The sequence below is a fragment of the Xanthobacter sp. DMC12 genome, assembly GCF_056314105.1.
In genome coordinates, this window is the sequence record NZ_JBQUYZ010000008.1 from 159,327 (window position 1) to 184,217 (window position 24,891).

A 24,891-nucleotide genomic window follows, 5' to 3' on the forward strand; every position below is an offset into this window, starting at 1 on the left:
GGGCTACTGTGCGGCTTCCGTGGCCACCAGTTTCCAGTTGGGGTCGCGCGTGCCGAGATCGCGGGCGAAGGTCCACACGTCGGTCACGTCGGCCACCGTGTCGGGGCTGCCGTCCACCACCGAGCCATCCGGGCCGCGGGTGACGGAAATGAGCTTCGACACGAAACGGACGGTGAGTTGCGCATTGGTCCCGCGCACCGTGACGTCCTGCAGGTCCGCCGATTCGATGGAAACGAAGCGGGATTCCATCGTCTCCTTGCGGCTCTCGCGGTCGGCGATGGCAGAGACGAAACCGTCATACACGTCCTTGGCCAGGAGATCCTTGAGCTGCCGCCGGTCGCCTTCGGCAAAGGCGGTAACGATCATCTCGTAGGCCGCGCGGGCACCGGTGAGAAAATGCTTGGCGTCAAAATCCGGCTCGATGCGGGCGATCTCGTCGAGCGCGGCGGCGGTCGCCGATCCCTCGGCCGCGACGCCCTCCCACCGGAACGCCGGGGCCTCCACCTCGGCCGGGCCCGCGGCGGCAGGCGGCGGACCATTGCGCTCGGGCAGGGTCACCACCTTGCCCTCGGGCGCAGGCTGCGGCGGACGGGCGGTATCGCGGGAGTAGGGGTCATAAGGCGGCCGTTCGCGCCCCGTCCTCTGCCCCAGCACGCTGCGCAGCCGCACGAAGATGAAGACCGCGAGGGCCAGGAAGATGATCGTATAGATATCCAGCACTGCGCTTCGCCATGCCTCTCGGGCGAGCCGGTTTTCCGGGCCGCCGGGTTGCCTCGACCAGTCACGCCCACCCCGCCGCGCGCGTTTCCGGTCCTTCAGCTTATGTACGTCGAAGCTGCCTTATCGCCAGCCCCTGCGCTTGGGAAGCGCACCTTTTCCAAGGAAGCTTAAGCCACCGCGGCCGCCCGCGCCACCTCCCGTCGCAGCGACGGACCCGACTGCGCTGCGGTTGGTCCGTCACTCATCATAACGTTACGTCATCCAAACGACCGGATTTGGGCGGGCGAGGTGATTTCACCAACGGACAGAAGACGGCTTCGGAAGATAAAAGCCCCTCTTTCAGCCGGCACGACCCCTGAGGCAGGATCGCGGCCCAGACCTGCGAGATGACGAGAGGCACGGGGGAACCGCAACGGCCCCGTCGCGCTTGAGATCCCGCCGGCACCGGTGGGGCCGGCGCGCTTGCGTCCCGGCCACGCTTGGCGCAGTAGAAGCTCTCCACCATCGGGTTCACCAATGGCTCCCACAGTCCTGCTAGCGGATATCGGCGGCACCACGACCCGGGTCGCCCGGGCCGGCGCCGACGGCATCCCGTTCGATGTCCGGCTCGAAGCCAACGATTCTTATGCCTCGCTCGAGGATCTGCTGGGCACGTACCTCGCCTCCGTCAGCGGAGAGGCCCCCAAGTGCGGCGCCCTCGCGGTGGCCGGCCCCATCGACGGCGACGATGTGCGGCTCACCAACCGCAACTGGCGCTTCTCCACGCAAAAGCTCGCGGCCGATCTCTCGTTCCAGCGGCTCTCGGTGCTCAACGATTTCGAGGCATTCGCCCACGGTCTGCCGCTGCTCACCCGCGACGATCTGCTGGAGGTGGGCACCGGCCGTGCCGTTGCCGGCGCGCCCATGCTGCTGTCCGGCCCGGGAACCGGACTCGGCACCGCCCTCATCCTGCCGCGGGAAGCCGGCTACGAGGTGCTCGCCAGCGAGGCCGGGCACATGCGCCTCGGCGCGGTGACCACCGACGAGGCCCGCATCGTGGCCCATCTGGTGCGCGACCTCGGCCCGGTATCGGTGGAGCACGTGCTCTCCGGTCCCGGACTGGTGCGCCTGCACCGCATCCTCTCCGGCGAGAGCCTGTCCTCCCACGCCATCATCAAGGCGGCGCTGGACGGTCAGCGGCAGGAGAAGGAAAGCTGCCACATCTTCCTGCGCCTGCTCGGCCGAGTGCTGGGCGACCTCGCGCTCGCCGTGGATGCCAAGGGCGGCGTGTATGTGGGCGGCGGCGTCGGCCGGGCCATGGCGCATCTGTTCGCCGAAAGTCCGTTCCGCACCGCGTTCGAGGAGCACCCGCCCTATCACGACCGCCTGGCGCAGATTCCCATTCACGTGGTGATGCACGCGACGCCCGGGCTCGTCGGCATCGGAGAGATCGGCCGCCGCCTGCTGGTGGAGTGCTGACGCCGCGTGGTCAGGCTGCGGCGCGGGCTTCCCGGCCGCAGAAGGCGGCGATCAGGCTTGCCAGCTCCCGCGAGGCGGAACAGGCGTTGCCGGCGGCGCGCAGAGCGAGTTCCGTTGGCGGGATCGCAGGCCAGAGGTCGGACGTGGGCAGTTCCTTGAGCCTGGGATTGAGCGCAAGGTCGCTCAGGACCGTCACGCCCAAACCACCCGCAAGGGCCGCCTCGATGCCGATCAGACTGGGGCATTCATAGGCCACGCGCCAGGAGCGACCGGCCCTTTCCAAGGCGTGGACGGCCCGGTTGCGGTAAAGGCAGCCCTGCCGGAAGGCGGCGAGGCTGACGATCTCCTCTTCCGGCTCGAAGCCCGCCCCACAGACCCACACCAGGCGTTCGGGCCAAGCTGCCACCGCCGGTCCGGAGCCGGGCTCGCGCTTGAGCAGCACCACATCCAGTTCGCCGCGGGTAAAGCCGGCATCGAGATCGCAGCTGAGCCCGCACTCCACCGCAAGGCGCACCGCAGGGCGCGCCCGCGCGAATTCGGCAACCACCGAGGTCAGGGCCGCGAGGGCGAAATCGTCCGGGATGCCGAGCCGCACCACCCGGGCCGGCGCCACCCCGGACAAGGCGGCGCGGGCCTCCGCGCCGAGCGCAAGAATCCGCCGGGCGTAACCGAGCAGACGCTCGCCTTCGGCGGTGACGCTCACGCCTCGGGCGTCGCGGATCAAAAGCTGGTGGCCGAGCTGGTCTTCCAACCGCCGCACCTGCTGGCTGACGGTCGACTGCGTGCGATGGACGCGCTCGCCCGCGCGGGTGAAGCCACCCGCATCCACCACGCTCACGAACGCCTTCAGGAGATCCATATCCAGCATGGGGCACCCACAACATTCAAATTTCCACTAGCTAATATCGAATCATTCAATTTTTCAATGCTTGATCGGCGTGCTTCTCTGCAGTTCAGGAGATGACATGACCGCCACCCCCCTTCCCCTCGCCGCCTCCCGGCGGACAGACGCACTGCTGCCCGTCTTTATCGCGGCGTTCTGCATCATCTGGAGCTCGGCCTTCGCCGTCGCCAAGGTGGCGCTGGCGGATTGTCCGCCCTTGCTGCTCCTTTCCGGACGCTTCCTCGTGGCCGGGTTGCTCGTTCTGGGTGGCTGCCTGCTGTTCCTCCCCTCCTCCCACTTCCGCCGCCTGAACCTGCGCGATATCGCAGCGCTCGCCGCAATGGGCATCCTCAACAACGCGGTCTATCTCGGCCTGAGCTACGTGGGCATGACCCATGTGTCGTCGGGCTTCACCGCCGTCCTCGTCTCCGCCAATCCGCTGCTGACAGCCCTCGGCGCGGCGATGCTGCTGGGGGAGCGGCTTACGGGGCGCAAGCTGCTCGGGTTGGTTCTCGGCATGATCGGCGTGGCCATCGTGGTGCGCTCGCGCATCGTCTCGGGCCATGAGGATCCGCTCGGGACCACCTATGTGGTCGGCGCGCTGCTGGCGCTCACGGCGGCGACGCTGATGTTCAAGAAGGTGCGCACCTCCGCGTCCCTGTTCGTCGGCAGCGGCATCCAGTCCTTGGCGGGCGGGCTCGCGCTGCTGCCGGTGGCGCTGTGGCGGGAGGACGTGGCATCCATTCACCCGACCCTCACGCTGGGCCTGTCCTTCGCCTGGCTGACGCTGGCCGGCTCGGTCGGCGCGTTCAGCCTGTGGTTCTTCATCCTCGGCCGCACCAGCGCCACCCGCGCGAGCGCCCTGCACTTCCTGATGCCGCCGCTTGGGCTGATGTTCGGATGGCTCCTGCTGGGCGAGCCGGTGCCGCCGCTCGATCTCGTCGGCATCGTGCCGATCGCCCTCGGCATCCGCCTCGTCACCACTGCGCCGGCGTCTCAGAAGCGGTAATAGGCGGCGAGCACCACGCCGTTTTCCTGCGGCGCGTTGCGGGCGAAGACGGTGCCGAACACCGATAATTGCAGGGTGACGGCCGCCGAGAGATCGTAGGCCGCGCCCATCTGCAACTTGTAATACTCGTAGGAGTCACCGAAGTACGGCCCCGTGCCCGCCCCCTCCGAGATCACGGAGAACGACTGGGCGAGAAGCTGCCAGCGTTCGACAACCCGCCAGCCCAACGTGACATCGAGATGCAGTTCGTCCGGTGGCGGACCGAAGCGCATGCGCTGGGCGAGTTGGACATCGAGGAAAGCGGGCTTTCCGAACATCGTGAAGGACAGGCCATAGAGCAGACGAAGGTCGATCTCGGGGTCCTCGTAGCCCACCGCGGCGGCGCTCTGGGAATTCCCGGTACCCGGAAAGCGGCCGACGACCTGCGCCGAGACGACGCTCGTGTCGTCGCGCCACAGCCGCACGCGCGCCCCGACATCCTGGTAGCCCAGCCCCGTATAGGACGATGGCGAAGGCTCGCCGAACGAGACCGAGAGGAACTGAGGCGCTGCGACCAACGTCAGCCAATCGGTAGCGCCGTACTCGAAGACGAGGGTGACCTCCACCTTGTCATAGGGCCGGCTGGCATAGAGATCGTACGAGGGTCCGAATTCGGTCGCGGAATAGGCTGCCGAGCTTTGCAGGATGACCTGCCCGTGCCCTTCCTCCTGCGTCCAGGCGCCGCCGCGTACCGGCGCAGGAACGGCCGGAACAATCAGGGCAATGAGCGCGCTTGGAAGGCAGAACCTAGTCCGTTCAAAAGCGAATTTGCCGACGTAAATTTTTCCACGCGCCAGTGCCCAGGCGGCAAGACATGCCCGCCCGTCCGCAATCCGGCGCTTGAGATAATCCCCCGTCCGCATGCCCTGACCCCATGCGGGTTGAAACTATACCTTAACGCAGCCGCAACGGTATGCCTGACGTAAAGTGACCTTGCGTAAATTTCATCCAGCCTCGTCTTGCCGCCTCATCGCGAACCCACCATATTGACGGCGAACGCGCAGGCTCGGCCTCGGCCGGTCTTGGGCGTTTGAGATTTCTTCAAGGGGAACGACGATGTCCGATTATGATCGCAACGTCGCCGGGCGTTTCAACCCGTCGGTGGCACGCTCGCAGGCCGCGATCGACCAAGGGCTGCGGACGTACATGCTCAGCGTGTACAACTACATGGCGCTGGGCCTCGCCATCACCGGCGCGGCAGCGCTCGGCATCTACATGCTTTCGGTGACCACCGATCCGGCGTCGGCCGCGGGCCGTGTTGCCGGCGGCATCATGCTGACGCAGTTCGGTTACGCTCTGTTCGTGAGCCCGCTGAAGTGGGTGGTGATGCTGGCCCCGCTCGCGGCGGTCTTCTTTCTGAGCTTCCGCATCGAGCGCATGAGCGTATCGGCTGCCCAGCTCACCTTCTGGGTCTATGCGGCGCTGGTGGGCATTTCGCTCTCGACGATCTTCCTCGTGTATACCCACGAGAGCGTCGTGCGGGTGTTCTTCATCACCGCCGCCTCGTTCGGTGCGCTCAGCCTCTACGGCTACACCACGCAGCGTGACCTGTCCGGCATGGGTTCCTTCCTGATGATGGGCCTGTTCGGCATCATCATCGCCTCGCTGGTGAACATCTTCCTCGGCTCGACGATGCTTCAGTTCATCGTGTCCGTGGTCGGCGTGCTGGTTTTCGCGGGCCTGACCGCCTACGACACGCAGCGCATCAAGGAAATGTACTTCGTCGGCGACGACGTCGCCGTCGCGGGCAAGAAGGCCATCATGGGCGCTCTCGCGCTCTACCTGGACTTCATCAACATGTTCATGATGCTGCTGCAGCTGTTCGGCAACCGCAACAACTGATGCGATGCCCCGCAGGGGCAAGCCTGAAACAGGAAGGCCCCGGCAATGCCGGGGCCTTTTTCTTTAGCGAGGAGGTCGAACCGCGGGTCAGCCGCGGCCGATGAAGGGCATCTTGGTGGCCATCACCGTCATGAACTGCACGTTGGCCTCCAGCGGCAGGCTGGCCATGTAGACCACGGCGCTCGCCACATGGGCCACATCCATCACCGGCTCCACCTTGATGGAGAGGTCGGCCTGCGGCACGCCCGCCTTCATCTTCTGCGCCATGGGGGTGTCGGCATTGCCAATGTCGATCTGCCCGCAAGCGATGTCATAGGCCCGACCGTCCAGCGACGTGGACTTGGTGAGCCCGGTGATGGCGTGCTTGGTGGAGGTGTAGGGGGCCGAGAACGGCCGCGGGGCCGTCGCGGAGATGGAGCCGTTGTTGATGATGCGCCCGCCGCGTGGCTCCTGCGCCTTCATCACCCGGAACGCCTCCTGGGTACACAGGAACGGGCCGGTGAGATTGGTGGAGACCACCTGCTGCCATTGAGCGAAGGTGAGTTCATCAAGCGGGATCACCGGCGCACCGGTGCCGGCATTGTTGAACAGGAGATCGAGGCGGCCGAACTTCTCCACGGTCGCCGCGAACAGCGCCCGCACGGACTCCGGATCGGTCACGTCGGTTGCCACGGCCACGTAGGGCGCATCGCCGAGCGCCGCCGCCGTCTCTTCCAAGGCATCGAGCCGGCGGCCGGCGAGGGCCACGGCATAGCCAGCCTCGGCCAACGCTACGGCCACCGCCCGGCCAACGCCCGAGCCGGCTCCGGTAACGATGGCGACCTTCCGTCCTGCCTTGCTCATATGCTTCCTCCCGGTTCTTGGCCGGGCGGTTCTAAATCGTTTTGAAGCCCGGCGACAAGACGCTTTGGACCGGGAGCGCGCCGCTTTCAGTCCGGCGCGCGCGCCGCGAGGGCATCGAAATCGATGTAATGGCCAGCCCGATCCCGCTTGGAGGCGAGGTAGCGGACATTTTCGGCCGTCGGGCGACCCAGAACCCGTTGGTCGGCGACCACATCCAGCCCGGCCGCTTTCAGAGCATCGATCTTCTGCGGATTGTTGGTGAACACCCGCACCGCGGAAACGCCGAGCTGCCGCAGCATGGCGGCGGCGAAATCAAACCGGCGCTGGTCGAGGTCGAAGCCGAGCGCAGCGTCGGCGTCATACGTGTCGTATCCCTGCGCCTGAAGGGCATAGGCGCGCATCTTGTTGGAGATGCCGTTCCCGCGCCCCTCCTGGTCCAGATAGAGCAGGATACCGCCATCGCCCTCGGCCATGCGGCGGACAGTGTCTCGCAGCTGGTCGCCGCAGTCGCACTTCAACGAGCCGAAGAGGTCGCCGGTCAGGCACGCGGAATGCAGCCGCACGGACACCGGCCGCGAGAGGTCCGGACGACCGACGATGATCGCAACCTGGTCGCGAAGGCCGTCACCGCCGCGGAAGACGACGAACTCGGTCTCCGGCGCGCCTTCGAGCGGAACCGGCGCGCGGCCGACGATGGCCAGCCGCGCAACCTCCGCGGCCCGGAAGGCCATGATGTCGTCCGCCTCCACCGTCACCAGGCCAGCGGCCATGGCCTCCGGGACGGAGCAGACCACCGCCGCCGGAAGCACCAGAGCGAGCGCCAGCAGCTCCAGCGCTGCGACCTGAGCCGGCGTCGCAGGCGCGACCGGAGCATCGAGCCGAGCGTCGGGCTTGAGCGCGAGAAGGGCGACGCGGGCGGCATCGAGATGCGGCAGCGCGACGGCGCCCGCCAAGGCGCGTGGCGACCCCATCCGATTCAGCCGAGGCGCCGCGAGCACAAGGCTGGCATCGACCGCATGGGCCCTCTCGAGCACTCCGGCCATTGCCGGATCGAATGCCTCGGCTGCGACGACCAACGCGCGAACGTCGCCCGCCGCGATCACAACGGCGCGAGCGGAGCGAACCTCCGCGATGGCGCGCTCCACGGAAAGCCGCCCGGCGTCTTGCGCAAACCCAAGACCCTCAACGATGGACGCCATATTGACCTCTCACAGCGGGAAACACGGGCCGCTCGGCGGCATGAACGATCTGTCGTATCGGCAGGAGCGTAACAAACGGCATGATGACGCGTTCCTGATCGAGCCGTCTCCTTACGCCGGGCGAGGACCGATGGATGACATGACCCTGCGGCCCCGGTCGCACAAGCGAGTGAGTGGATCGCCGGTGAACGACAAGGGAAAGCAGGCGGACTTCCGCCCGTACGTCATCGCCCAGCTCGGCCAGTCCCTGGACGGCCGCATCGCCACCACGTCGGGCGATTCGAAATATATCAACGGCCCGCACGCCCTCGATCATCTGCACGCCCTGCGCGCGTCGGTAGACGCGGTTGTGGTCGGCGTGGGAACGGTCTGCGCCGATGATCCCCTGCTCACGGTGCGCCGCATTGCCGGTACCAGTCCGGCGCGGGTGGTGATTGATCCATCGGGCCGCGTCGATCCCAAGGCGCGCTGCTTTACGAACGACGGCGTTCGCCGGCTGGTCCTGCGGCGGAGCGGGATCGCCACCCCAGTCCCCGCGGGGGTAGAAGTCGTCACGATCGAGAGCGGCCCGGCTTTCGATCCTTCCATCGTCCTTGCCACCCTCGCGCAGCAAGGATTTGCACGTATTCTCGTGGAAGGCGGGCCCACCACGCTGTCGGTTTTCCTCGAAGCGGGACTGATCGACCAGCTTCACGTTTTCGTGTCGCCCGTCATCCTCGGCGCCGGTCGCATCGGCTTGTCCCGCAAGGCGTGCGACACTCTGGCCCAAGCGCTGCGCCCCAAGGCGCAGGTGCATGTTTTTGCCGACGGAGACGTCCTGTTCCGGTGCGATCTGCGGGAAAGCGCCCGCGGTGCCGGTTCGCGCGACGCGCCGTCGCCCGTGGAGGCCAGCCCCGCCGATGACCAGCCCCTCGAATCCTGCGCCCTACGCGCCGCCGGCTAGGCGGATCCACTGGATCATGGCGGTCCTGGTGATCCTGGTGATCCCGCTGGGGTTCGCCATGATGAACATGGATTCCGGCCCCACCCAGGATCGCCTGTTCGACCTCCACAGGTCCATCGGCTTCACCATTTTGTGCCTCGCCGTGCTGCGGGTCGTGGTGCGCATCCTCAATCCGCCTCCCGCACCGCCGGAAGGCATGCCGAAGTCTCTGTGGATCGTCGCGAACACGGTCCACTACGCGCTCTATGTCCTGATCTTCGTGATGCCCGTTCTGGGCTGGCTTGCGTCCAACGCCTTCGGCAGCGCGGTCAGCATCTTCGGGCTCTTCACGCTGCCCAACATCGTCGCAAAGAATGATGCCCTGGCCGATCTCTTCGGTGACTGGCACGCGCGCCTCGGCTTCCTCATGACGGGGCTCGTCGTCCTGCACGCGGGCGCCGGGCTGTGGCATGGCGTGGTCCGCCGCGACGGCGTGCTCTCACGCATGTGGCCGGGTCTGTCGCGTTGATCCTACGGCTTGCGGGCGCGGCCGGCGGCGACGTCCAGGAAACCGCTTGGTTTCGGGTCCCCGTTGCCGTTGACATGCCGGCGAAGCACTCCTACCACTTAACTAGCCGGCCGGTTTGCAATGCATGAGACGGTCCCTCGCGGGACCGTTCATAGGGGATCAAATCGCATGGCCCTACGCGTGTCCGGAAAGAATATCGATGTAGGCGAAGCTCTTCGCCAGCGTCTGACCGAGCGGGTCTCGGAAGTCCTCGGCAAATATTTCGACGGTGGATGGTCAGGACACGTCACCGTCACGAGGGACGGCTCCGGCTACCGATCCGAATGTATGCTCCATCTCGATTCCGGCGTGAACCTCCAGGCGCATGGCAATGCGCAGGACCCGAACGCCTGCGCCGATGTTGCGGTGGAGAAGATCGAGAAGCGCCTGCGCCGCTACAAGCAGCGCCTCAAGGATCGTCACGGGCATGGCAACGGCAATGGTGCCGAACATGCCGCCCAGAGCTACATCCTCAGCGCCGCGCCGGAGACGGAGACCGAGGAGGAACTCGCCGGCTGGAGTCCGACCGTGGTGGCCGAGCAGGTCACGCGCCTGCGCACCCTCTCGGTTGCCGACGCGGTTGTGGAGCTCGACATCACCGGCGCGCCGGTCGTGGTCTTCCGTCATGCCGGCCATGGCCGGGTGAGCGTCGTCTATCGTCGACCTGATGGTCACGTGGGGTGGATCGATCCGGGTTCCGAGGAACTGCACTAGAAGTCGCGACGGGGAGCCTGTTCGCAGGCTCCCCGCGTTGCGTATCGAAGACTGAGGGCCGCCCCGGGATCAGCGGCCGTCTCGGATGAAGGCAATGCCGGGGGGCATGTCCTGAACGCTTTGCCGGTGCGCCCAAGGGGGCGGCCTGGAGCGCGTCGGATTTGCATCGACCCGTACCAACGAACCTCTGCGCTCCCGCTCCCGGCTTGAGCCCGAAGCGGGTTAACGCTAGATGGAGGCCGCAGTGACGACCTCCGGGAGGGGTAGCCCTCCGCGTTTTGAATGGGGACGGGGCAATGCAACGGCGCTTTGGGGGCGCCGCCGGCCTTGACCGTTCCTCGCGTCCGCCGCTTTACCGAGCCTCGGCCGCTCGCCCCAGGGACCTGATCGATGCCGCTCGCCGACCTCCTTGCCCCGGACGCAGTGTTTCCGATGCTACGGGCGAGCAGCAAGAAACAGGCCCTGCAGGAGCTTTCCCATCACGCGGGCCAGCTGATGGGCCGTGACCAGCGGGACATCTTCGATACCCTGCTGCAGCGCGAACGCCTCGGCTCGACGGGCGTCGGCAATGGTATCGCCATCCCACATGGCAAGCTGCCCGGCCTCACCAAGCTATTCGGCCTGTTTGCCCGGCTGGAGAAGCCCATCGATTTCGAATCGCTGGATGGTGCGCCGGTCGACCTCGTGTTCCTGCTCCTGGCTCCTGAAGCGGCCGGTGCAGATCATCTCAAGGCGCTTGCGCGGGTCGCCCGCATGCTGCGCGATCCCGATGTTGTGGAAAAGCTCCGGGCGACGCGGGACGCCGGCGCGATGCACGCGCTGCTCACAGCCGCCTCGGCCTCCAACGCCGCCTGACCAAGCGGGGTCGCAAACAAAAACCGGGCCCTTGCAGGCCCGGCTGGAAAACTTTGCGAGTATGCGCCGCTTCACCCCGACGCTGCGCGTCAGTGAACGCTGACGGTCACCAATTCGTGCTGCATGGCATTTGCCAGCGCGGCCTCGCGGCTGTCGGTGAGCATGATTGGGGTGCCATCTGCTGCGTGCAGCGTGAACAAGGTCATGCCGGCAGCGATCTGCGGCGCCTGCGGGAACAGGGACGGCACATCTTCCGACTTGATGCTGCGCACGTAGGCGATCTCACCGCCGCCGAGGACAGCCAAAGCCTCAGGCGTGATATTCTCCAGGGCCTCGTTTTCGATATCGTGGGTCATCGATCTACTCCTTTACTCCTGGCAAATCCGGCATCCCTCCCCTTCAGGAGCGGGAGACGATGTCGATTCGCTTGGCGTGGCGGGCCGGCTCGGGGCGAACCAGATCCACGGACAGGAGGCCGTGCTTCAATTCGGCACCCAGCACGTTCATGCCCTCTGCGAGCACGAAGGTGCGCTGGAATTGCCGGGCGGCGATGCCCCGGTGCAAGAAAATCCGGCCCTGCACATCCTCGACCTGACGGCCGCGAATGGTCAGCTCCTTCTCCTCCAGCACAACCTCAAGCTGCTCCGCCGTGAACCCCGCTACCGCCAGAGTAATCCTGAGGCGCAGCGGCTCACTGGCGGCTTCGATCCTCTCCACATTGTAGGGAGGATACCCGTCCGCGCTCTTGGCCACCCGGTCGAGCGCCCGCTCGACCTCGTCGAACCCCAGGAGAAAGGGGGACGACAGGGAAGACATCCGCGACATCGGCCAAAGCCCTCGTCAAGCGACTTTGCATTGCCGGGCATGCACCTATCCGGCCATGCCCGCCGGGACCCTTGCGGCATCCCGACCAGCCGCATATGGGGACCGCCGACTGCCCCCGCAAGGCTCGATGCCGATTCCGACTCAGGCGGCGCGGCGCGGGCCCACGGTTTGCCGTGGCGCGAAGCTGTCGGCGTCGGCCGCATGCCACTCGGCGGCATAGGGCGTCTCGTCCGGCGCATCCAGAAGGGCGCCGGATTCGAGGAAGGTGTAGATTCGGTCGAGCGCCTTCACCTCGATGGGGCTGACCCGGTGCCAGACATGATGGGGCAACAGCTCGCGCGGATGCTCCAACCCTGCGGCGGCAACCAGTTCCGCCAGCGCATGGACGCTGTGGCGGTGGAAGCTCGCCACCCGCTCCGCCTTCTCGTCCACCACAAGTCCCCGCTGCAGGTGGGGGTCGTTGGTTGTGACGCCCGTCGGGCAGGTGCCGGTGTGGCAGCGCATGGACATGACGCAGCCGAGCGAGAACATGAAGGCCCGAGCCGCGTTGCACCAATCCGCGCCGATCGCCATGTTCGCCGCCATCGAGAAGCCGGACGTCACCTTGCCCGACGCGGCCAGGCGCACCTCCTGCCGAAGCCCGGTGCCGACCAGCGCATTCCGCATGAGGATCAGGCCTTCGCGGAGCGGCATCCCCAGATGGTCGGCCAGTTCGTGAGGTGCCGCACCCGTACCGCCTTCGGCGCCGTCGACCACGACGAAATCCGGCTGGATGCCGGTCTTCACCATGGCCTTGGCGAGGGCGAACACCTCGCTCGGGTGGCCGACGCACAACTTGATGCCCACCGGCTTGCCGCCGGATAGCTCCCGCAGTTGCGCGACGAATTCCATCATCTGCGCCGGCGTCGAAAAGGCGGAGTGACGCGATGGCGAGATGCAGTCCTCGCCCAGCGGAATCCCGCGGATTTCGGCGATCTCCGGCGTCACCTTGGCGGCCGGCAGCACGCCGCCATGGCCGGGCTTGGCGCCCTGCGAGAGCTTGATTTCCACCATCTTGACCTGATCGTCCGTGGCGCGCTCGGCGAAACGCTCAGGCGAGAAGGTGCCGTCGCGGTTGCGGGCGCCGAAATAGCCGGAGCCCAGCTCCCACACGATGTCGCCGCCGTGGATGCGGTGATAGGGCGAGAGTCCGCCCTCGCCGGTGTCGTGATAGCAGCCGGCGGTCTTCGCACCGAGATTCAGGGCCTCGATGGCGTTGCGTCCCAGCGAGCCGAAGCTCATGGCGGAGACGTTGAGAACCGAGGCAGAGTAAGGCTTTGCGCAGGCGCTCCCGCCCACCGTCACCCGGAACGGCTCGTGCGCCACCGGCGCGGGCGCGAGGGAGTGGGTCATCCACTCGTATTCAGCCGCGTAGGTGTCGAGCTCGGTGCCGAAGGGCTGACGGTCCTCCTCGTTCTTGGCGCGGGCGTAGATGATGGACCGATCCTCGCGGTTGTAGGGCCGCTCGGACTGGTCGTCCTCCATCAGATACTGCCGCAGATAGGGCCGCAGGGCCTCGAAGATCCAGCGCACCGAGCCGATCACCGGATAGTTGCGCAGCAGCGAGTGCTCGGATTGGGTGACGTCGAAAATCCCAACCAGAACAAGGGGAAAGAGCACGCAGAAGACGATGAGCCAAGCCTGATGCGAAGCGAAAGAGAGGAGGAGGCTGATGAGCGCGATCACCGTCACGGCGATGAACACGCTCCACCGCTTCAGCAACGCACGGGTGCTCGAGGACATGAACAATCCATCCGCGCCACCCTCCGGCTGCGGGGATGATTTGTATTCGGGCTTGGTGGCGACGGGCATGGGCGGTCTCCTTCGCCGCCAAGCTAGTCGATTTGGTGCCGGAGGGGAGCACCGGTGCGAATTAAAAGGCGCATCAAATCAAAGGCATGAGTGTGCAGTGCGGCATTAGCCGGCCGGCTCTCCGCCGCACCGCACCCATCTCAGGCCGGGGCGCCGGCGCGGCTGGCGAAGGTCTCGGTGAGGGCGCGCAGGCGCACGATCTGGTCCGGCAGCTCGCGCCAGTAGCGGCGGTTCAGCTCCAGGTTCACGATGGTGCCGGCCGGGAAGGCGCAGCGGCGGGCGACGAGGTTCCAGTCGATGCCGCCCCAGCCGAGGGGCAGATGCAGGTCGCCCTCGCCGAGGCCGGCCCGCTCGGCTTCGTCGATGGCCCAGCTTTCCTGAGGCCTGCCAAAGCTTTCGTGGACATGGACATGGCGGGCGTAGGGGGCCAAAGCTGCGATCTCGGCGGCGAAATCCACCCGGGCGTCGGTGGACCGCAGGAGGGCGTGGCTGACGTCCAGCGTGGCGCGGACGTGGGGGTGATCGATGGCGTCCAACTCCCCGGCGAGGCGCGAGGGCAGCGCCGTCTCGCGCATGGCTTCGTAGCGGAAGATGTTTTCCACGCAAAGGGTTACACCCGCCGCGCCGGCCTTGTCGCCGGCCCGCAGCAGGGCGTTGCGCTGGCGCTCATAGGCCACCGCCACATCATCCTCTCCCCGCACGCAACCGGTGTGGAGGACGAGGTGGGGGGCACCTAGTGAGCCGGCTATGGAGATCATGGCGTCCAAGAGGGCCTCGTGGCGGGGGAGGCGCTCCTTGGGGGACATGAGGTTGATGGCCAGCGGCCCGTGGACCGTGTAGCCGAAGGGGCGGTCGCGGGTGGCGGCGACCAGCCGGTCGAGGCGGTCCCCCCGCACCCGTCCGTCCACCACCAGCGTCCAGGCGAAGGCGGGAAGCTCAACGAAATCAACGCCCAAGCCCTCGGCCTCGTCGAGGGCGGCGGGGAGGTCGTCGAACTCCGGCGACGTGGTGCGGATGGAATAGCCGATGCCGCGGATGGCGGGGAAAGGCGTGCGCGCGTCCATGAATTTATCCCCCTCGCGATTTTTCGAGGGACACTAGCGCAGCCACATGAGGGGGCTGTGACGGCCAGCTGACACCCGGCGTGTCAGCGGCGATATCGGTGCCGTTCGGGAGGGGTTCAGGCGGGGTATCGGTGCCGTTCGGCGCTGTCAGTCCCGAACACCCCCTCCGTTACCATCAAGTTCCCCCTCCACGCTGGCGACGGCCCGCCCATCCTCCGAACCGAAGACGGTGGCGAGGAAGGCATCGAGCCAGCTCACCACCGCGCCGTCGTGCAGCGCCCATCCGGCGAGGTGGGCGTCCCCCGGCTGGGCGCCCTTCCGGGTGAAGCGGTGGGCGCCGCGCTCGATCCAGGTGACCATCATTTCCCGCGTCACCTCGGGATGGAATTGCACCCCGAAGGACGCCCCCGCCCGGAAGGCCTGGTTGGGGAAGACGGTGCCGGTGGCGAGCAGGTCCGCGCCGGGGGGCACGTCGAAGCCCTCGGTGTGCCAGTGGTAGACATGGCCCGGCCACGGCATCAAGGCGGCGCCGGCCGCGGTGGCCTGGAGCGGGTAATAGCCCATCTCGCAGATGCCCTCGGCATGGGGTGCCACCTGCCCGCCCAGCGCCCGGGCGAGGATCTGCGCGCCGAGGCAGATGCCGAGGCTGGGGAGGTTGGCGGCCAGCGCCCGCTCCGTCAGCCGGGTCTCGGCGCGGATGAAGTCGCTGTCGTCATTGGCGCTCATGGGGCCGCCGAAGACGAGGAGGCCCGCATGGTCCGCGAACGTCTCGGGCAGGGGATCGCCCAGCGCCGGGCGGCGGATGTCGAGCGTGAAGCCGCGCGCCTTCAGGCGCTCGCCCACACGGCCCGGGGTGGAGCGCTCCTGATGGAGCACCACCAGCAGGGTTCCCGCACCCAGTTCCGGAGGTTGGCCCACGGCGGCGCCCTCAGGCCGGCGTCTCGCCGCCTTCGCTCTCCTCGCGCACCTCGCGGCGGATGCGGATGCGGTCGCGGGAGCCGACGTTCAGAAGCTCGGCGGCGCGCCAGACGAGGTTGTCCTCGAATTCGGACAGGCCGCCGTCCGCATAGGCCACCTCGAACATCATCTCGACCACCCGCAGCCGCCCCTCGTCGTCCAGCGCCCGGTTGAGCACGCTGGTGAAGGCGTAGAGGTCCACCGCCTCGGCGTCCTTGGCGATGGCCAGCTCCACCAGCTGCTCGGTCTCGCTCTCGTCGAGGGCGAAGCGGCCGGCGAGGATGGTCTTGAGCACGGCCTGCTCTTCCGGGGTCACCGCCCCGTCGATGGACATGACATGGACCAGCAGTGCCGCAGCGGCGAGGCGATAGTCGCTCTCGTCGAAGGCGGCGGCCTCGCGATGGCCTCCGGTGATGTCGGAGATGAAGTCGGAGAGGGTGCGGAACATGCCTCTGGGTCCTAGGGCTCGGGGCGGGGCTCGGGGCTCGGGCTCCTTTCGCCTGTGCCATGCCGATTGCGGCGGTGCAAGGGAGGAGACTGGGCCGACTGGCAGAACGCCCCTCACGACCCCGGAAACAGCTCCACGTGGGTCTCCGCCGTGCGGGCGAAATAGACGGCGCGGCGGCCGGGAAAGGAGACGATGTAGCCGGCGCAGCCGGCCGCCGCGGCCTTCTCGCAGAAGCCGCGATAGGTATAGCCGGGGGCCTGCTGCTGGGCCTCGCGGATCGCTGCCGTGAGACGGCCGGCATCGAGGGCGGGGGCGATGGCCGTCCCGGCCTTGTGGGTGGGCAGTTCCAGGGTGTCGCCGCTCGGCAGGTAATAGGTGGCCGTGGCGCGCCGGAGGTCCACCGCGTAGCTCTCGAACCCGGCGGCGATGAGCGTCCCGACGATCTTGGGGAAGTTCGCGGTGTCGCTCTCGGCGGCGGCGAGGCAGGCCCGGGCCACTTCGGTCTGGTCTTCGGTCATCGGAGGTTTCCTCAGCAGGTCATTCCAGGGGAACCGCGGTCATCCGGCCGTGCTCGGCCACCTGGCGCAGCAGGCGGTCCAGCGTCGCCCGCTCGGCCGCCGTCAGGCAGTCGAAGAAGGCGGCATCGTTGGCGTCGGCGAGGGCGGCCAGTTCCGGCACGAGATCGCGGCCGGCCGCGGTGAGGGCCAGCGTCTGGGCGCGGCCATCGCTGGCGCTGGCGGTGCGCACCAGCAGGGCCTTGGCGATCAGCCGGTCGGCGAGGCGGGTGATGGCCCCGCGGGTCATGCCCATCTCCTCGGCGATCCGGCTGGGGGGGAGCGGTTCGCGGCCATGGAGGGTCCGCATCAGGCTCCACTCGGCCACCGTCACGCCCCGCCCGGCGAGACGCGCCGCGAAGGCGTGGGAGACGTGGTTGGACACGCGCCGCAGCCAGAAACCGAGGTGCCGGGTGAGATCGGGAACTGCAGCGGGGGAAGCCATGGGCGCCTCATTGATTGACTAGGAAACTAACTGAAGTTCTGTTTCCTAGTCAACTATCCCTGACCGGCGACACGCAGAAGCATCGCACCCAAGGGAACCGGCCCGGGCGGATCGAGTTGATAGGCCAGCAGAGACAAGACTTAAGCTTCTGAACTTCAACTTGTCTGTGCGCGCTGGCCAGTCTAGCCGGCGCACCTTTTTCAAGTAGAGGACGGCATGGCCTTGGGCGATTGCGCTCATGGCAAGTGCTTCTCTGCACCTTGAACCGGGCCATAGGGCTAGAACACGTTCCTACGAGGAGGATCACATGAAGATGATGCCGATCTACGCTGCGACCGCGGCTGTTCTTCTTTCCACCACCGCCATGGCGCAGACGGCGGCCCCCACCACGACCGCCCCGCAGGCGACCCCGGCCCCCACCGGCACCATGGGCGCCACCAGCGGCGCGGCTGCGGCCACCGGCGCGGCGCCCACCTTCGTCACCCGCCAGATGGCCGACCAGCACATGGCGTCCAACCTCATCGGCAGCGCCGTGCGCGGCCCGGCCGACGAGAATCTCGGCGACATCAACGACCTGCTCATTGACCGCTCGGGCAATGTGGCGGCGGTGGTGATCGGCGTGGGCGGCTTCCTCGGCATCGGCGAGAAGGATGTGGCCGTGCCGTTCCAGTCGGTCGAGGTGACCCGCGCCGACGGCAAGGACCGCCTGGTGCTGCGCAAGACCAAGGACGAGCTGAAGAACGCCCCGACCTTCACCGAGGCGGACAAGGCCCCGACCACCACCGGCACGGTGAACAACAACAACCGCCCGGCGACCACCCCGCCGGCCACGGCTCCGGCTGCCCGCTGATCCCACGCGGCGGCGGGGAGGCCCAGCCCATAGGGCCTCCCCGGTAGCCCTTGGAAATTCAGCGTTCGCCGGCCCTGGCCCCGTGGCCCGGGCCGGCTTCGTCGCGTCCGGCGACGGGGCCGGAGCGAAATGAACAGGGCCAGCGGCGGTTGATCCCGCGGCAGTTGCGGGGGCAATGTGGCGGCCCGATCGCCACAGGGAGCAGGGATGAACCTGTCCAGTCGAGGCCCCGCCGGCCTCTTCCTGAGAATCATCGCGGAGCCGCGGCCCCTCTGGTGGCGCCTCGCCTTCGCCGGCACCGTCGTCGGGACGGCGCTGGCGCTCAGGCTGGGGCTTATCGCCTGGGTGTTTGAATTCCCGCCCTATCTGCTGCAATTGCCCGCGATCATCGTGGTGGCGCTGGTCTGCGGCGTGGAGCTGGGGCTGGCGGCCATCGCGGTGCTGGTGGCGGTCAACGCCGCGCTGGTGCCGGAAGGGCCCACCGGCGGGGTGGCCGTGCCCGCCCTCGCCTCGCTTCTCTCCTTCGCCATCAACGCCCTCGCCGTCTGGGGCATTGCGGGGCTGATCCGCACCATCCTGCGCCGGCTCGATTCCGCCCATGCCGCCCTGCTTTCGGCGGCGACCGAGCAGACCGCCGTGGTGGCGACGCTGGAGGCCCTGCTGGCGCACGCCCCCGTGGGCTTCGCCTTCTTCGACGCGCAGCAGCGCTTCATCCGGGTCAACGAGATGCTGGCGCGGATCGACGGCATCCCTGCCCGCGAGCACGCCGGCCGCTCCCTCACCGACATGCTGCCCCAGCTCGCACCCGCCGTGACGCCCGCGCTGGAGCGCGTACTCGCCACCGGCGAGGTCATCGCCGACGTGGAGCTGGAAGGCGCGACGCCCGCCGCCCCGGGCATCTGGCGGCATTTCCTCGTCAGCTATTTTCCGGTGCGCACGGGCCAGGTCATCAATCTCGTGGGCATGATCGTGGTGGAGATCACCGAGCGCAAACGCGCCGAGAAGGCCATCGCCGCCAGCGAGCAGCGCTATCGCCTGCTGGCCGAGGCGCTGCCGAAGATGGTGTGGACCTCCTCCCCGACCGGCACCGGCGACTATTACAACCGCCGCTGGACCGACTACACCGGCGTCGAGCCCCCGCCCGGCGAGGTGGTGGAATGGCACGCCTTCCTTCATCCGGAGGAGAAGGGCGGGGTGATGGAGGCGTGGAAGGGGAGTCTGGCCAGCGGCAATCCCTTCTCGCGCGAATGCCGGTTCCGCGCCAAGGACGGCAGCTATCGCTGGTTCCTCTGCCGCGCCGTGCCGGTGCGCGACGAGGACGGCCGCGTCGATCGCTGGTACGGCAGCTGCACCGACATCTCGGAGATCGTCGCCGCCCGCGAGGCGCTGTCGCGCACCAACGAGGACCTCGAACGCCTCGCCGCCGCCCGCACCGTTCAGCTCGCCGAGGCCAACACTCTGCTCAAGCAGGAGATGGAGGAGCGCCTGCGGGCCGAATCCCAGCTGCGGCAGGCGCAGAAGATGGAGGCGGTGGGACAGCTCACCGGCGGCATCGCGCACGATTTCAACAATCTGCTCACCATCATCATCGGCAACATCGAGGCCGCCGAGCGCCGGGTGCCCGCCGACCCCAAGGACACCCGCACCCAGGAGATCAAGACCGAGGAGATCCGCCGCTTTCTCGACTATGGCCGGCAAGGCGCGCTCCGCGCCGCCATCCTCACCCAGCGCCTGCTCGCCTTCTCCCGCCGCCAGCCGCTCGATCCCCGCCCCACCGACGCCAACCGCCTCGTCACCGGCATGTCCCACATGCTGCGCAGCGCGCTGGGCGAGCGGGTGATGGTGGAAACCGTGCTGGCCGGCGGCCTGTGGCGCACGGAGATCGACCACAACCAGCTGGAGAACGCCATCCTCAACCTCGCGGTGAACGCCCGCGACGCCATGGTCGAGGGCGGCAAGCTCACCATCGAGACCGCCAACGCCTATCTGGACGAAGCCTATTGCGCCGAGCACGAGGATCTGGAGCCCGGGCAGTATGTGGCCATCTTCGTCAGCGACACCGGCATGGGCATGTCGGACGACGTGCGGGCGCGCGCCTTCGAGCCGTTCTTCACCACCAAGGGGCCGAAGGACGGCACCGGGCTCGGCCTCAGCCAGGTCTACGGCTTCGTGAAGCAGTCCGGCGGCCACGTGATGATCTATTCCGAGCGGGGCGAAGGCACGACGGTGAAGCTCTACCTGCCACGGCTGGAGGAGACGGCCGGCCTGCCCGAGCCCGCCCCCGCGCGCGCCGAGGGCGAGCCCCGCGCCGCGCCGGCCATGGTGCTGATGGTGGAGGACGACGACCAGCTCCGGGCCATGGGTGCGGCCACCCTGCGGGAGGCCGGCCATACGGTGATCGAGGCCGCCGATGCCTCCGCCGCCCTCGACGCCCTGTCACGCGGCAGCCGCCCCGACCTGCTGTTCACCGACGTGCGCCTCGGCGATGGGATGGACGGACGGGGCCTCGCCGACGAGGTAAAACGGCGGGCGCCGCGGACGCGGGTGCTGTTCACCACCGCCTATGCCCGCAACGCGGTGGTCCATCAGGGGCGGCTCGATCCGGGCATGAAGCTCCTGACCAAGCCCTACAGCCAGTCGGAGCTGGTGGCGAAAGTGAATGGAATGCTGGACGAACCCGCCCTCAGGGGGGCCGTCCTCCTGGTGGAGGACGAACCCTTCGTCGCCATGGTGGCGAGCCAGATCCTGGAGGACCAGGGCTTCAAGGTCACCATCGCTTCCCACGGCGAGGCGGCGCTGTCGCATGCCCGCACCGCCAAGGAGGACATCGGCCGCGACGCGCTGGTGCTGGCCATCGTGGACATCGGCCTGCCGGACATGCGCGGCGACGAGGTGGTGCGCCGGCTCGGCGAGATCGCGCCGGAACTGCCGGTCATCATCGCCACCGGCTATGCCACGCAGGATCTGTCCCAGGTGTTCGGCGGCCGCCCGGACGTGGGGGTCATCTCCAAGCCCTATGACGGGGCGACGCTGGTGGCGGCGCTGGAGCGCCTCGGCTTCCGGCCGAAGGACTAGGACCGCTCCCCCGAACGAAAACGGCCGGCGGGAAGATCCCGCCGGCCGTTTTTTTAAGACGGCATCCGAGGCGCCGCGTGATGGGCGCCGCTCAGCGGCGCAGCAGGATCTGGCCGAGGATGACGCCCACGCCCGCGGCGATGGCGCAGGCCTTGATGGGCTGCTCGCGAATGCTCTCGCGCAGGCTGACGACCTGATCCTCGGCCCAGTCGCCCATCTCGCCGGCGGCGCTCTCGGCTTCGCCCTTGGCGCCCCTCACGGAGTGCTTGGCGGTCTTGCCGAGGGTGTCCAGCAGCTTGGTGAAATCGGCCCTGAGCTGGTCGAGGTCGGACTTCACGTCCTTGAGGTTGGCCTCGGCGGCGGAGCCCGAGGCGGAGGCGGCGGGGGCGGTCACGATCTGCGGCTTGTCGACCATGGTTGTCTCCGGCAGGGTTTGTCACGCGCGGTGGGAGCAGCCGCCGATCGGGGCTCGCTCCGGGTCCGCTCGGGAGTGTAACGACCGACACGGCAATTGCGTGCCCGGGAAAGTTCGTAGTCCGCGCGATTTCCGCGAAGAGGTGTCCAGGCGCTGCGCGCGGCTTGCTTCAAGCGCTGCGCGCGGCTGCTTCAGGCGCTGCGCGCGGCTTCGGGCTCGGCGCGGGCCTCGTGGAAGAACAGGGCCTGCGCCACCGTCGCCTTCACCGTCTCGGTGAGGAACGGCTTGGTGATGAGATAGGTGGGCTCCGGCCGCTCGCCGGTCAGCAGGCGGTCGGGGAAGGCGGTGATGAAGATGACCGGCACGTTGAAGCTGCCGAGGATCTCCGTCACCGCCTCGATGCCCGACGAGCCGTCGGCAAGCTGGATGTCGGCCAGTACCAGGCCGAAATTGCCGCCCTGCGCCAGCTCCACCGCCTTGGAATGGGTGGGGGCGACGCCGATCACCTCATGCCCCAGCTCGGTGACGAGGGTCTTCAGGTCGAGGGCGATCACCCATTCGTCCTCGATGATGAGGACACGGGTGGCGAGCTGGCGGTCGATCTCGCGCTGGGCCGCCACCACCTGGGCCTCCACGTCGGAGAGGGTGGTCCCGAGAATGGTCGATGCCTCGGCGAAGGAGAAGCCCTCCATGGCGGTGAGCAGCAGCGCCACCCGCGAGCCGGGGTCCATGGCCTGGAGCCGGGCATCGGCGCGCGAGGGCACCTGACCACCGGAGGACTGGCGGTTCCAGGTCTCGTGGAACGCCTTGTAGAGCGCGACGCGCGGCGAGACCGCCGGATCAACCGCGACCTTGCCGTCGAGAATCGCCTGGAGCGTGTTCTGAACCAGGAGGTCGCCGGCCGCCTGCGATCCCATCAGGGCGCGCGTGTAGCGGCGCAGGAACGGGAGCTGCTTGATGAGCGGATTGGAAGCCATGCGAGAATTCCCTGCCAATCTGGAACGGGCCGAAGGTCTTATGGCCTGTTTTGAGCCACGTGTGTGTCGGGCCGAGTTTAAGCCAACGCCCGGTAACGCTTGCGTGCGCGACAAGTTCCCCTTGCGTGGAACCGAGGCGGCGCAAAACGCATTATAGTCGGACCCGAGCCGAACGGGAGCGGCACGGTGGACGCGCGTCCGAGGGCACCCCGCTCCGGACAGGAGCGGAAAGGAACTTGGCCGAATCCCTGCGGGCCACGCTTTTTTCAGGCGAGCCCCATGGGAACGTTCCTCGCCTGGAGCGTTCATCCAGGGTCGTGGGACGGGCGTAACCCGCAGGATGGCGCTTCGGCGCGGTGCTTGCGGTCGCGATCCCGGCAGCGGACCGGCGACGGGTGCCCACAGGCGCTCCTTGGAGTTGTGTAGCGGAGCGACGATGGATCTGGAACGGGCACAGGCCGCCAAATCCCGCGAAGAGGGATCGCGCCCAAGCGACTCGCGCGGGGAGCAGTCCCGTTATGACGCCGGACTCCGCCAGGGGGAGCGCGGCTCCTTGTTTGCCTCCGCAACCGCGCGGCCCCGCAGCCTGTTCGACAGCGTGCGCCGCCGGCTCATCCTCATGGTGCTTCTGGCGCTCACGCCCATCGCGACACTCAACATCATTCAGGGCGTGATGCAGCTGTCCGCCGCGGAGGAGGACGCCCGGCAGAACCTGCTCCGCCACGCGCTGGCCGCCGCCGCCTCGCAGCAGAGCGTGGTGTCCTCTGCGGAAAACGTGCTCTACGCCCTGCAGAACGTGGACGAGGTGCGCAGCTCCGGACCCACCTGCCGGGCGACGCTGCGCGGGGCAACCGTTTCCCTGCCGTTCGTTGCCAATATCGGCGTGGTCGATGAGACGGGACGGGTCACGTGCTCCGCTTTGCCGGTGACCGATACCGACATGAGCGATGACGCCTGGTGGCTGTGGGCGGTGCGGCAGCCCGGCTTCAGCCTGTCCGGGCGCGTGCGCAGCACCGCCACCAACAAGGACGTGCTGGTGGGCTTTCTCCCCCTGCGCGATGCGGCGGGCCGGCTCGAGGGCGGGATGGCGCTGGGCATCGAGACCGGCTGGCTGGACAATCTGCTCCGCCAGCAGGTGCCTCCGGCCGATGGCGTGGTGGCGGTGTTCTCGGCGTCGGGCGAAGAGCTCGTCTCAAATGCCCGCACCCTCAGCGGCGCGCTGTTCCAGGCCGCCCCCTTCGCCGCACCGGACAACGCGCTCCGGGAAAGCACCGACCCGTCGGGGCGGCGCTGGACCTACGCCACCACGCCGCTCGGACGGGAGGGCATGGTCGTCGCCTATGCCTCGCCCTCCGACCGCCTGTTCGGCTGGACGCTTGTGACGGTGGCGGCGAGCTTCGCCCTGCCGGCGCTGGTCATGGTCGCCTCGCTGATCGCCCTGTGGGTGGCGGTGGACCGCATCGTGCTGCGCTGGCTGCTCTATCTGCGGCGGGTCACGGCGGTCTACGCCCAGGGCCACTACGGCTTCCGCCCGACACGGCTCGATGCCGCGCCGAGCGAATTCCGCATGCTCGGCCAGTCGGTAGAGAACATGGCCTTTGCCGTGCGGCAGCGCGACGCGCGCCTGCGCGAAAACCTCGCCGAGAAGACCGCGCTGGTGCGCGAAATCCACCACCGCATCAAGAACAGCCTTCAGGTGGTGGTCAGCCTGCTCTCGCTCTACGGCGGAGGCATCGGCAAGGGCGAGGACCGGCGGCGCTTCGACCAGCTGCGTACCCGCGTGAACACCCTCGCCCTGGTCCACCGCATCCTCTACGAGGCGAGCGACGGCTCGCAGGTGCGGCTGCGCGAGCTGCTCGGGGAACTCGCCTCGCTGATCGAGGGCTCCTCGGACAAGAATCTGCGCCTGATGGTGGAGGCGGAGGAGGCGCGCCTGCCCACCGACATGGCCGTGCCCCTCGCCCTCATGGTGGTGGAGCTGGTGCTCGGGCTGAACCTCAGGCCCGGCAGCACCTCCCTCGGCCTGCTCATCAGCGGGACGGTGGATGCCGACCGCCTGCGTCTCGTCCTCACCGGCGCGGCCGACGCGCCGGAGGAGCCCTCCGGCCTCGCCGGCGGCTTCGCCGCCCAGCTCGGCGGCACGCTGAGCCGCGACCGGTCCGGGGAGGCGCTGGTGATCGTCGGGGATTTCCCTTGTCCCTCAATCGCTTCCCCCGATACCACAGACGCCGGCGGCCCGACCGGCACCTGAAGCGCGACGAAAGCGCGATTTCCTCGGAACCACAGCCCTCCCCGCTTCGTTACTGCTTGGACCGTCCTGGCCACCCCACCGGCCGGAGGGCGGCTTATTGGCTTCAGTGCGGGCCGTTTCCGCTCCG

At 68.0% G+C, this 24,891-nt stretch carries 25 protein-coding genes; 10 read left to right on the plus strand and 15 right to left on the minus strand.

Annotated features, from left to right (window positions below):
- Nucleotides 1-3: 3 nt before the first annotated feature.
- Nucleotides 4-717: a Tim44/TimA family putative adaptor protein gene (locus ACT535_RS23560; RefSeq protein ID WP_168457672.1), complete on the minus strand. Its 714-nt coding sequence runs from the start codon at nt 715-717 to the stop codon at nt 4-6.
- A gap of 519 nt (nt 718-1,236) precedes the next feature.
- Between ACT535_RS23560 and ACT535_RS23565 the strand changes: the two genes are divergently transcribed.
- Nucleotides 1,237-2,178 carry an ROK family protein gene (locus ACT535_RS23565; RefSeq protein ID WP_168457123.1) on the plus strand — a complete coding sequence of 314 codons (942 nt, stop codon included), beginning with the start codon at nt 1,237-1,239 and terminating at the stop codon, nt 2,176-2,178.
- A 10-nt stretch (nt 2,179-2,188) separates the two neighbouring features.
- Here the strand turns inward: ACT535_RS23565 and ACT535_RS23570 are convergent, their stop codons facing one another.
- The gene (locus ACT535_RS23570) at nt 2,189-3,046 is read right to left on the minus strand and encodes a LysR family transcriptional regulator (RefSeq protein WP_168457122.1); all 858 of its coding nucleotides are present in this window, start codon (nt 3,044-3,046) and stop codon (nt 2,189-2,191) included.
- Nucleotides 3,047-3,143: 97 nt separating this feature from the next.
- On the opposite strand from ACT535_RS23570, the gene ACT535_RS23575 reads away from it, so the two are divergent.
- A complete protein-coding gene (locus ACT535_RS23575; protein ID WP_476366238.1) occupies nt 3,144-4,070 on the plus strand; it encodes a DMT family transporter in 927 nt (308 codons plus the stop codon).
- On the opposite strand, the gene ACT535_RS23580 is transcribed toward ACT535_RS23575, so the two are convergent.
- Nucleotides 4,058-4,972 carry a hypothetical protein gene (locus ACT535_RS23580; protein ID WP_476366239.1) on the minus strand — a complete coding sequence of 305 codons (915 nt, stop codon included), beginning with the start codon at nt 4,970-4,972 and terminating at the stop codon, nt 4,058-4,060. The genes ACT535_RS23575 and ACT535_RS23580 overlap by 13 nt on opposite strands.
- Before the next feature lie 193 nt (nt 4,973-5,165).
- Between ACT535_RS23580 and ACT535_RS23585 the strand changes: the two genes are divergently transcribed.
- Entirely contained in the window at nt 5,166-5,951 is a 786-nt protein-coding gene (locus tag ACT535_RS23585; RefSeq protein WP_168457119.1) for a Bax inhibitor-1/YccA family protein, read from the plus strand.
- Between the two features lie 87 nt (nt 5,952-6,038).
- On the opposite strand, the gene ACT535_RS23590 is transcribed toward ACT535_RS23585, so the two are convergent.
- On the minus strand, nt 6,039-6,794 hold the full coding sequence (locus ACT535_RS23590; RefSeq protein WP_476366240.1) for an SDR family oxidoreductase: 756 nt from the start codon (nt 6,792-6,794) through the stop codon (nt 6,039-6,041).
- 86 nt (nt 6,795-6,880) lie between these two features.
- A complete protein-coding gene (gene ribA / locus ACT535_RS23595; protein WP_476366241.1) occupies nt 6,881-7,993 on the minus strand; it encodes a GTP cyclohydrolase II RibA in 1,113 nt (370 codons plus the stop codon).
- On the opposite strand from ribA, the gene ACT535_RS23600 reads away from it, so the two are divergent.
- From ACT535_RS23600 to ptsN, 4 genes are all read left to right on the plus strand, one after another.
- Nucleotides 7,983-8,936: a RibD family protein gene (locus ACT535_RS23600; RefSeq protein WP_476366242.1), complete on the plus strand. Its 954-nt coding sequence runs from the start codon at nt 7,983-7,985 to the stop codon at nt 8,934-8,936. The genes ribA and ACT535_RS23600 overlap by 11 nt on opposite strands.
- A gap of 16 nt (nt 8,937-8,952) precedes the next feature.
- Nucleotides 8,953-9,444, plus strand: a complete 492-nt coding sequence (locus tag ACT535_RS23605) for a cytochrome b (RefSeq protein ID WP_476366243.1) — start codon at nt 8,953-8,955, stop codon at nt 9,442-9,444.
- A gap of 168 nt (nt 9,445-9,612) precedes the next feature.
- Nucleotides 9,613-10,197, plus strand: coding sequence for a ribosome hibernation-promoting factor, HPF/YfiA family (gene hpf / locus ACT535_RS23610; protein WP_168457115.1), 585 nt, complete (start codon nt 9,613-9,615; stop codon nt 10,195-10,197).
- Between the two features lie 390 nt (nt 10,198-10,587).
- On the plus strand, nt 10,588-11,052 hold the full coding sequence (gene ptsN, locus ACT535_RS23615; protein WP_168457114.1) for a PTS IIA-like nitrogen regulatory protein PtsN: 465 nt from the start codon (nt 10,588-10,590) through the stop codon (nt 11,050-11,052).
- Between the two features lie 89 nt (nt 11,053-11,141).
- Here the strand turns inward: ptsN and ACT535_RS23620 are convergent, their stop codons facing one another.
- The 8 genes from ACT535_RS23620 to ACT535_RS23655 all read right to left on the minus strand — a co-directional run bounded on the left by ACT535_RS23620 (nt 11,142) and on the right by ACT535_RS23655 (nt 17,196).
- A complete protein-coding gene (locus ACT535_RS23620; protein WP_168457113.1) occupies nt 11,142-11,408 on the minus strand; it encodes a BQ00720 family protein in 267 nt (88 codons plus the stop codon).
- 43 nt (nt 11,409-11,451) lie between these two features.
- A complete protein-coding gene (locus ACT535_RS23625; RefSeq protein WP_168457112.1) occupies nt 11,452-11,877 on the minus strand; it encodes an Hsp20 family protein in 426 nt (141 codons plus the stop codon).
- A gap of 141 nt (nt 11,878-12,018) precedes the next feature.
- On the minus strand, nt 12,019-13,659 hold the full coding sequence (locus ACT535_RS23630; protein WP_168457670.1) for an FMN-binding glutamate synthase family protein: 1,641 nt from the start codon (nt 13,657-13,659) through the stop codon (nt 12,019-12,021).
- Between the two features lie 209 nt (nt 13,660-13,868).
- Entirely contained in the window at nt 13,869-14,792 is a 924-nt protein-coding gene (locus ACT535_RS23635; RefSeq protein ID WP_476366244.1) for a sugar phosphate isomerase/epimerase family protein, read from the minus strand.
- A 147-nt stretch (nt 14,793-14,939) separates the two neighbouring features.
- On the minus strand, nt 14,940-15,710 hold the full coding sequence (locus tag ACT535_RS23640; RefSeq protein ID WP_476366245.1) for a glutamine amidotransferase: 771 nt from the start codon (nt 15,708-15,710) through the stop codon (nt 14,940-14,942).
- 10 nt (nt 15,711-15,720) lie between these two features.
- A complete protein-coding gene (locus tag ACT535_RS23645) occupies nt 15,721-16,197 on the minus strand; it encodes a tellurite resistance TerB family protein (protein ID WP_168457109.1) in 477 nt (158 codons plus the stop codon).
- Nucleotides 16,198-16,310: 113 nt separating this feature from the next.
- Nucleotides 16,311-16,715 (minus strand): DUF1398 domain-containing protein, encoded by a 405-nt coding sequence (locus ACT535_RS23650; RefSeq protein WP_476366246.1) that lies wholly within the window; start codon nt 16,713-16,715, stop codon nt 16,311-16,313.
- A gap of 19 nt (nt 16,716-16,734) precedes the next feature.
- Nucleotides 16,735-17,196 (minus strand): MarR family winged helix-turn-helix transcriptional regulator, encoded by a 462-nt coding sequence (locus ACT535_RS23655; protein WP_476366247.1) that lies wholly within the window; start codon nt 17,194-17,196, stop codon nt 16,735-16,737.
- A 307-nt stretch (nt 17,197-17,503) separates the two neighbouring features.
- Here ACT535_RS23655 and ACT535_RS23660 point away from each other — a divergent pair, with 307 nt between their 5' ends.
- Both ACT535_RS23660 and ACT535_RS23665 read left to right on the plus strand, forming a co-directional pair.
- Entirely contained in the window at nt 17,504-18,046 is a 543-nt protein-coding gene (locus tag ACT535_RS23660) for a PRC-barrel domain-containing protein (protein ID WP_168457106.1), read from the plus strand.
- 207 nt (nt 18,047-18,253) lie between these two features.
- Entirely contained in the window at nt 18,254-21,121 is a 2,868-nt protein-coding gene (locus ACT535_RS23665) for a response regulator (RefSeq protein WP_476366248.1), read from the plus strand.
- Between the two features lie 91 nt (nt 21,122-21,212).
- On the opposite strand, the gene ACT535_RS23670 is transcribed toward ACT535_RS23665, so the two are convergent.
- Nucleotides 21,213-21,536 (minus strand): ElaB/YgaM/YqjD family protein, encoded by a 324-nt coding sequence (locus ACT535_RS23670; RefSeq protein ID WP_476366249.1) that lies wholly within the window; start codon nt 21,534-21,536, stop codon nt 21,213-21,215.
- A 191-nt stretch (nt 21,537-21,727) separates the two neighbouring features.
- Nucleotides 21,728-22,513, minus strand: a complete 786-nt coding sequence (locus ACT535_RS23675; protein WP_168457103.1) for a response regulator — start codon at nt 22,511-22,513, stop codon at nt 21,728-21,730.
- A gap of 553 nt (nt 22,514-23,066) precedes the next feature.
- Here ACT535_RS23675 and ACT535_RS23680 point away from each other — a divergent pair.
- On the plus strand, nt 23,067-24,764 hold the full coding sequence (locus ACT535_RS23680) for a sensor histidine kinase (RefSeq protein WP_476366250.1): 1,698 nt from the start codon (nt 23,067-23,069) through the stop codon (nt 24,762-24,764).
- The last annotated feature ends 127 nt before the right edge of the window (nt 24,765-24,891 follow it).

What these genes read in the sequence shown, in the direction of transcription:
- ACT535_RS23565 (WP_168457123.1), top strand. Translation starts at nt 1,237, where the DNA reads ATGGCTCCCACAGTCCTGCTAGCGGATATCGGCGGCACCACGACCCGG.
- ACT535_RS23580 (WP_476366239.1), bottom strand. Translation starts at nt 4,972, where the DNA reads ATGCGGACGGGGGATTATCTCAAGCGCCGGATTGCGGACGGGCGGGCA.
- ACT535_RS23605 (WP_476366243.1), top strand. Translation starts at nt 8,953, where the DNA reads ATGGCGGTCCTGGTGATCCTGGTGATCCCGCTGGGGTTCGCCATGATG.
- ACT535_RS23575 (WP_476366238.1), top strand. Translation starts at nt 3,144, where the DNA reads ATGACCGCCACCCCCCTTCCCCTCGCCGCCTCCCGGCGGACAGACGCA.
- ACT535_RS23650 (WP_476366246.1), bottom strand. Translation starts at nt 16,715, where the DNA reads ATGACCGAAGACCAGACCGAAGTGGCCCGGGCCTGCCTCGCCGCCGCC.
- ribA (WP_476366241.1), bottom strand. Translation starts at nt 7,993, where the DNA reads ATGGCGTCCATCGTTGAGGGTCTTGGGTTTGCGCAAGACGCCGGGCGG.
- ACT535_RS23585 (WP_168457119.1), top strand. Translation starts at nt 5,166, where the DNA reads ATGTCCGATTATGATCGCAACGTCGCCGGGCGTTTCAACCCGTCGGTG.
- ACT535_RS23670 (WP_476366249.1), bottom strand. Translation starts at nt 21,536, where the DNA reads ATGGTCGACAAGCCGCAGATCGTGACCGCCCCCGCCGCCTCCGCCTCG.
- ACT535_RS23635 (WP_476366244.1), bottom strand. Translation starts at nt 14,792, where the DNA reads ATGGACGCGCGCACGCCTTTCCCCGCCATCCGCGGCATCGGCTATTCC.
- ACT535_RS23655 (WP_476366247.1), bottom strand. Translation starts at nt 17,196, where the DNA reads ATGGCTTCCCCCGCTGCAGTTCCCGATCTCACCCGGCACCTCGGTTTC.
- ACT535_RS23625 (WP_168457112.1), bottom strand. Translation starts at nt 11,877, where the DNA reads ATGTCGCGGATGTCTTCCCTGTCGTCCCCCTTTCTCCTGGGGTTCGAC.
- ACT535_RS23570 (WP_168457122.1), bottom strand. Translation starts at nt 3,046, where the DNA reads ATGCTGGATATGGATCTCCTGAAGGCGTTCGTGAGCGTGGTGGATGCG.
- ACT535_RS23675 (WP_168457103.1), bottom strand. Translation starts at nt 22,513, where the DNA reads ATGGCTTCCAATCCGCTCATCAAGCAGCTCCCGTTCCTGCGCCGCTAC.
- ptsN (WP_168457114.1), top strand. Translation starts at nt 10,588, where the DNA reads ATGCCGCTCGCCGACCTCCTTGCCCCGGACGCAGTGTTTCCGATGCTA.
- ACT535_RS23600 (WP_476366242.1), top strand. Translation starts at nt 7,983, where the DNA reads ATGGACGCCATATTGACCTCTCACAGCGGGAAACACGGGCCGCTCGGC.
- ACT535_RS23590 (WP_476366240.1), bottom strand. Translation starts at nt 6,794, where the DNA reads ATGAGCAAGGCAGGACGGAAGGTCGCCATCGTTACCGGAGCCGGCTCG.
- ACT535_RS23630 (WP_168457670.1), bottom strand. Translation starts at nt 13,659, where the DNA reads ATGTCCTCGAGCACCCGTGCGTTGCTGAAGCGGTGGAGCGTGTTCATC.
- ACT535_RS23645 (WP_168457109.1), bottom strand. Translation starts at nt 16,197, where the DNA reads ATGTTCCGCACCCTCTCCGACTTCATCTCCGACATCACCGGAGGCCAT.
- ACT535_RS23620 (WP_168457113.1), bottom strand. Translation starts at nt 11,408, where the DNA reads ATGACCCACGATATCGAAAACGAGGCCCTGGAGAATATCACGCCTGAG.
- ACT535_RS23665 (WP_476366248.1), top strand. Translation starts at nt 18,254, where the DNA reads ATGAACCTGTCCAGTCGAGGCCCCGCCGGCCTCTTCCTGAGAATCATC.
- hpf (WP_168457115.1), top strand. Translation starts at nt 9,613, where the DNA reads ATGGCCCTACGCGTGTCCGGAAAGAATATCGATGTAGGCGAAGCTCTT.
- ACT535_RS23660 (WP_168457106.1), top strand. Translation starts at nt 17,504, where the DNA reads ATGAAGATGATGCCGATCTACGCTGCGACCGCGGCTGTTCTTCTTTCC.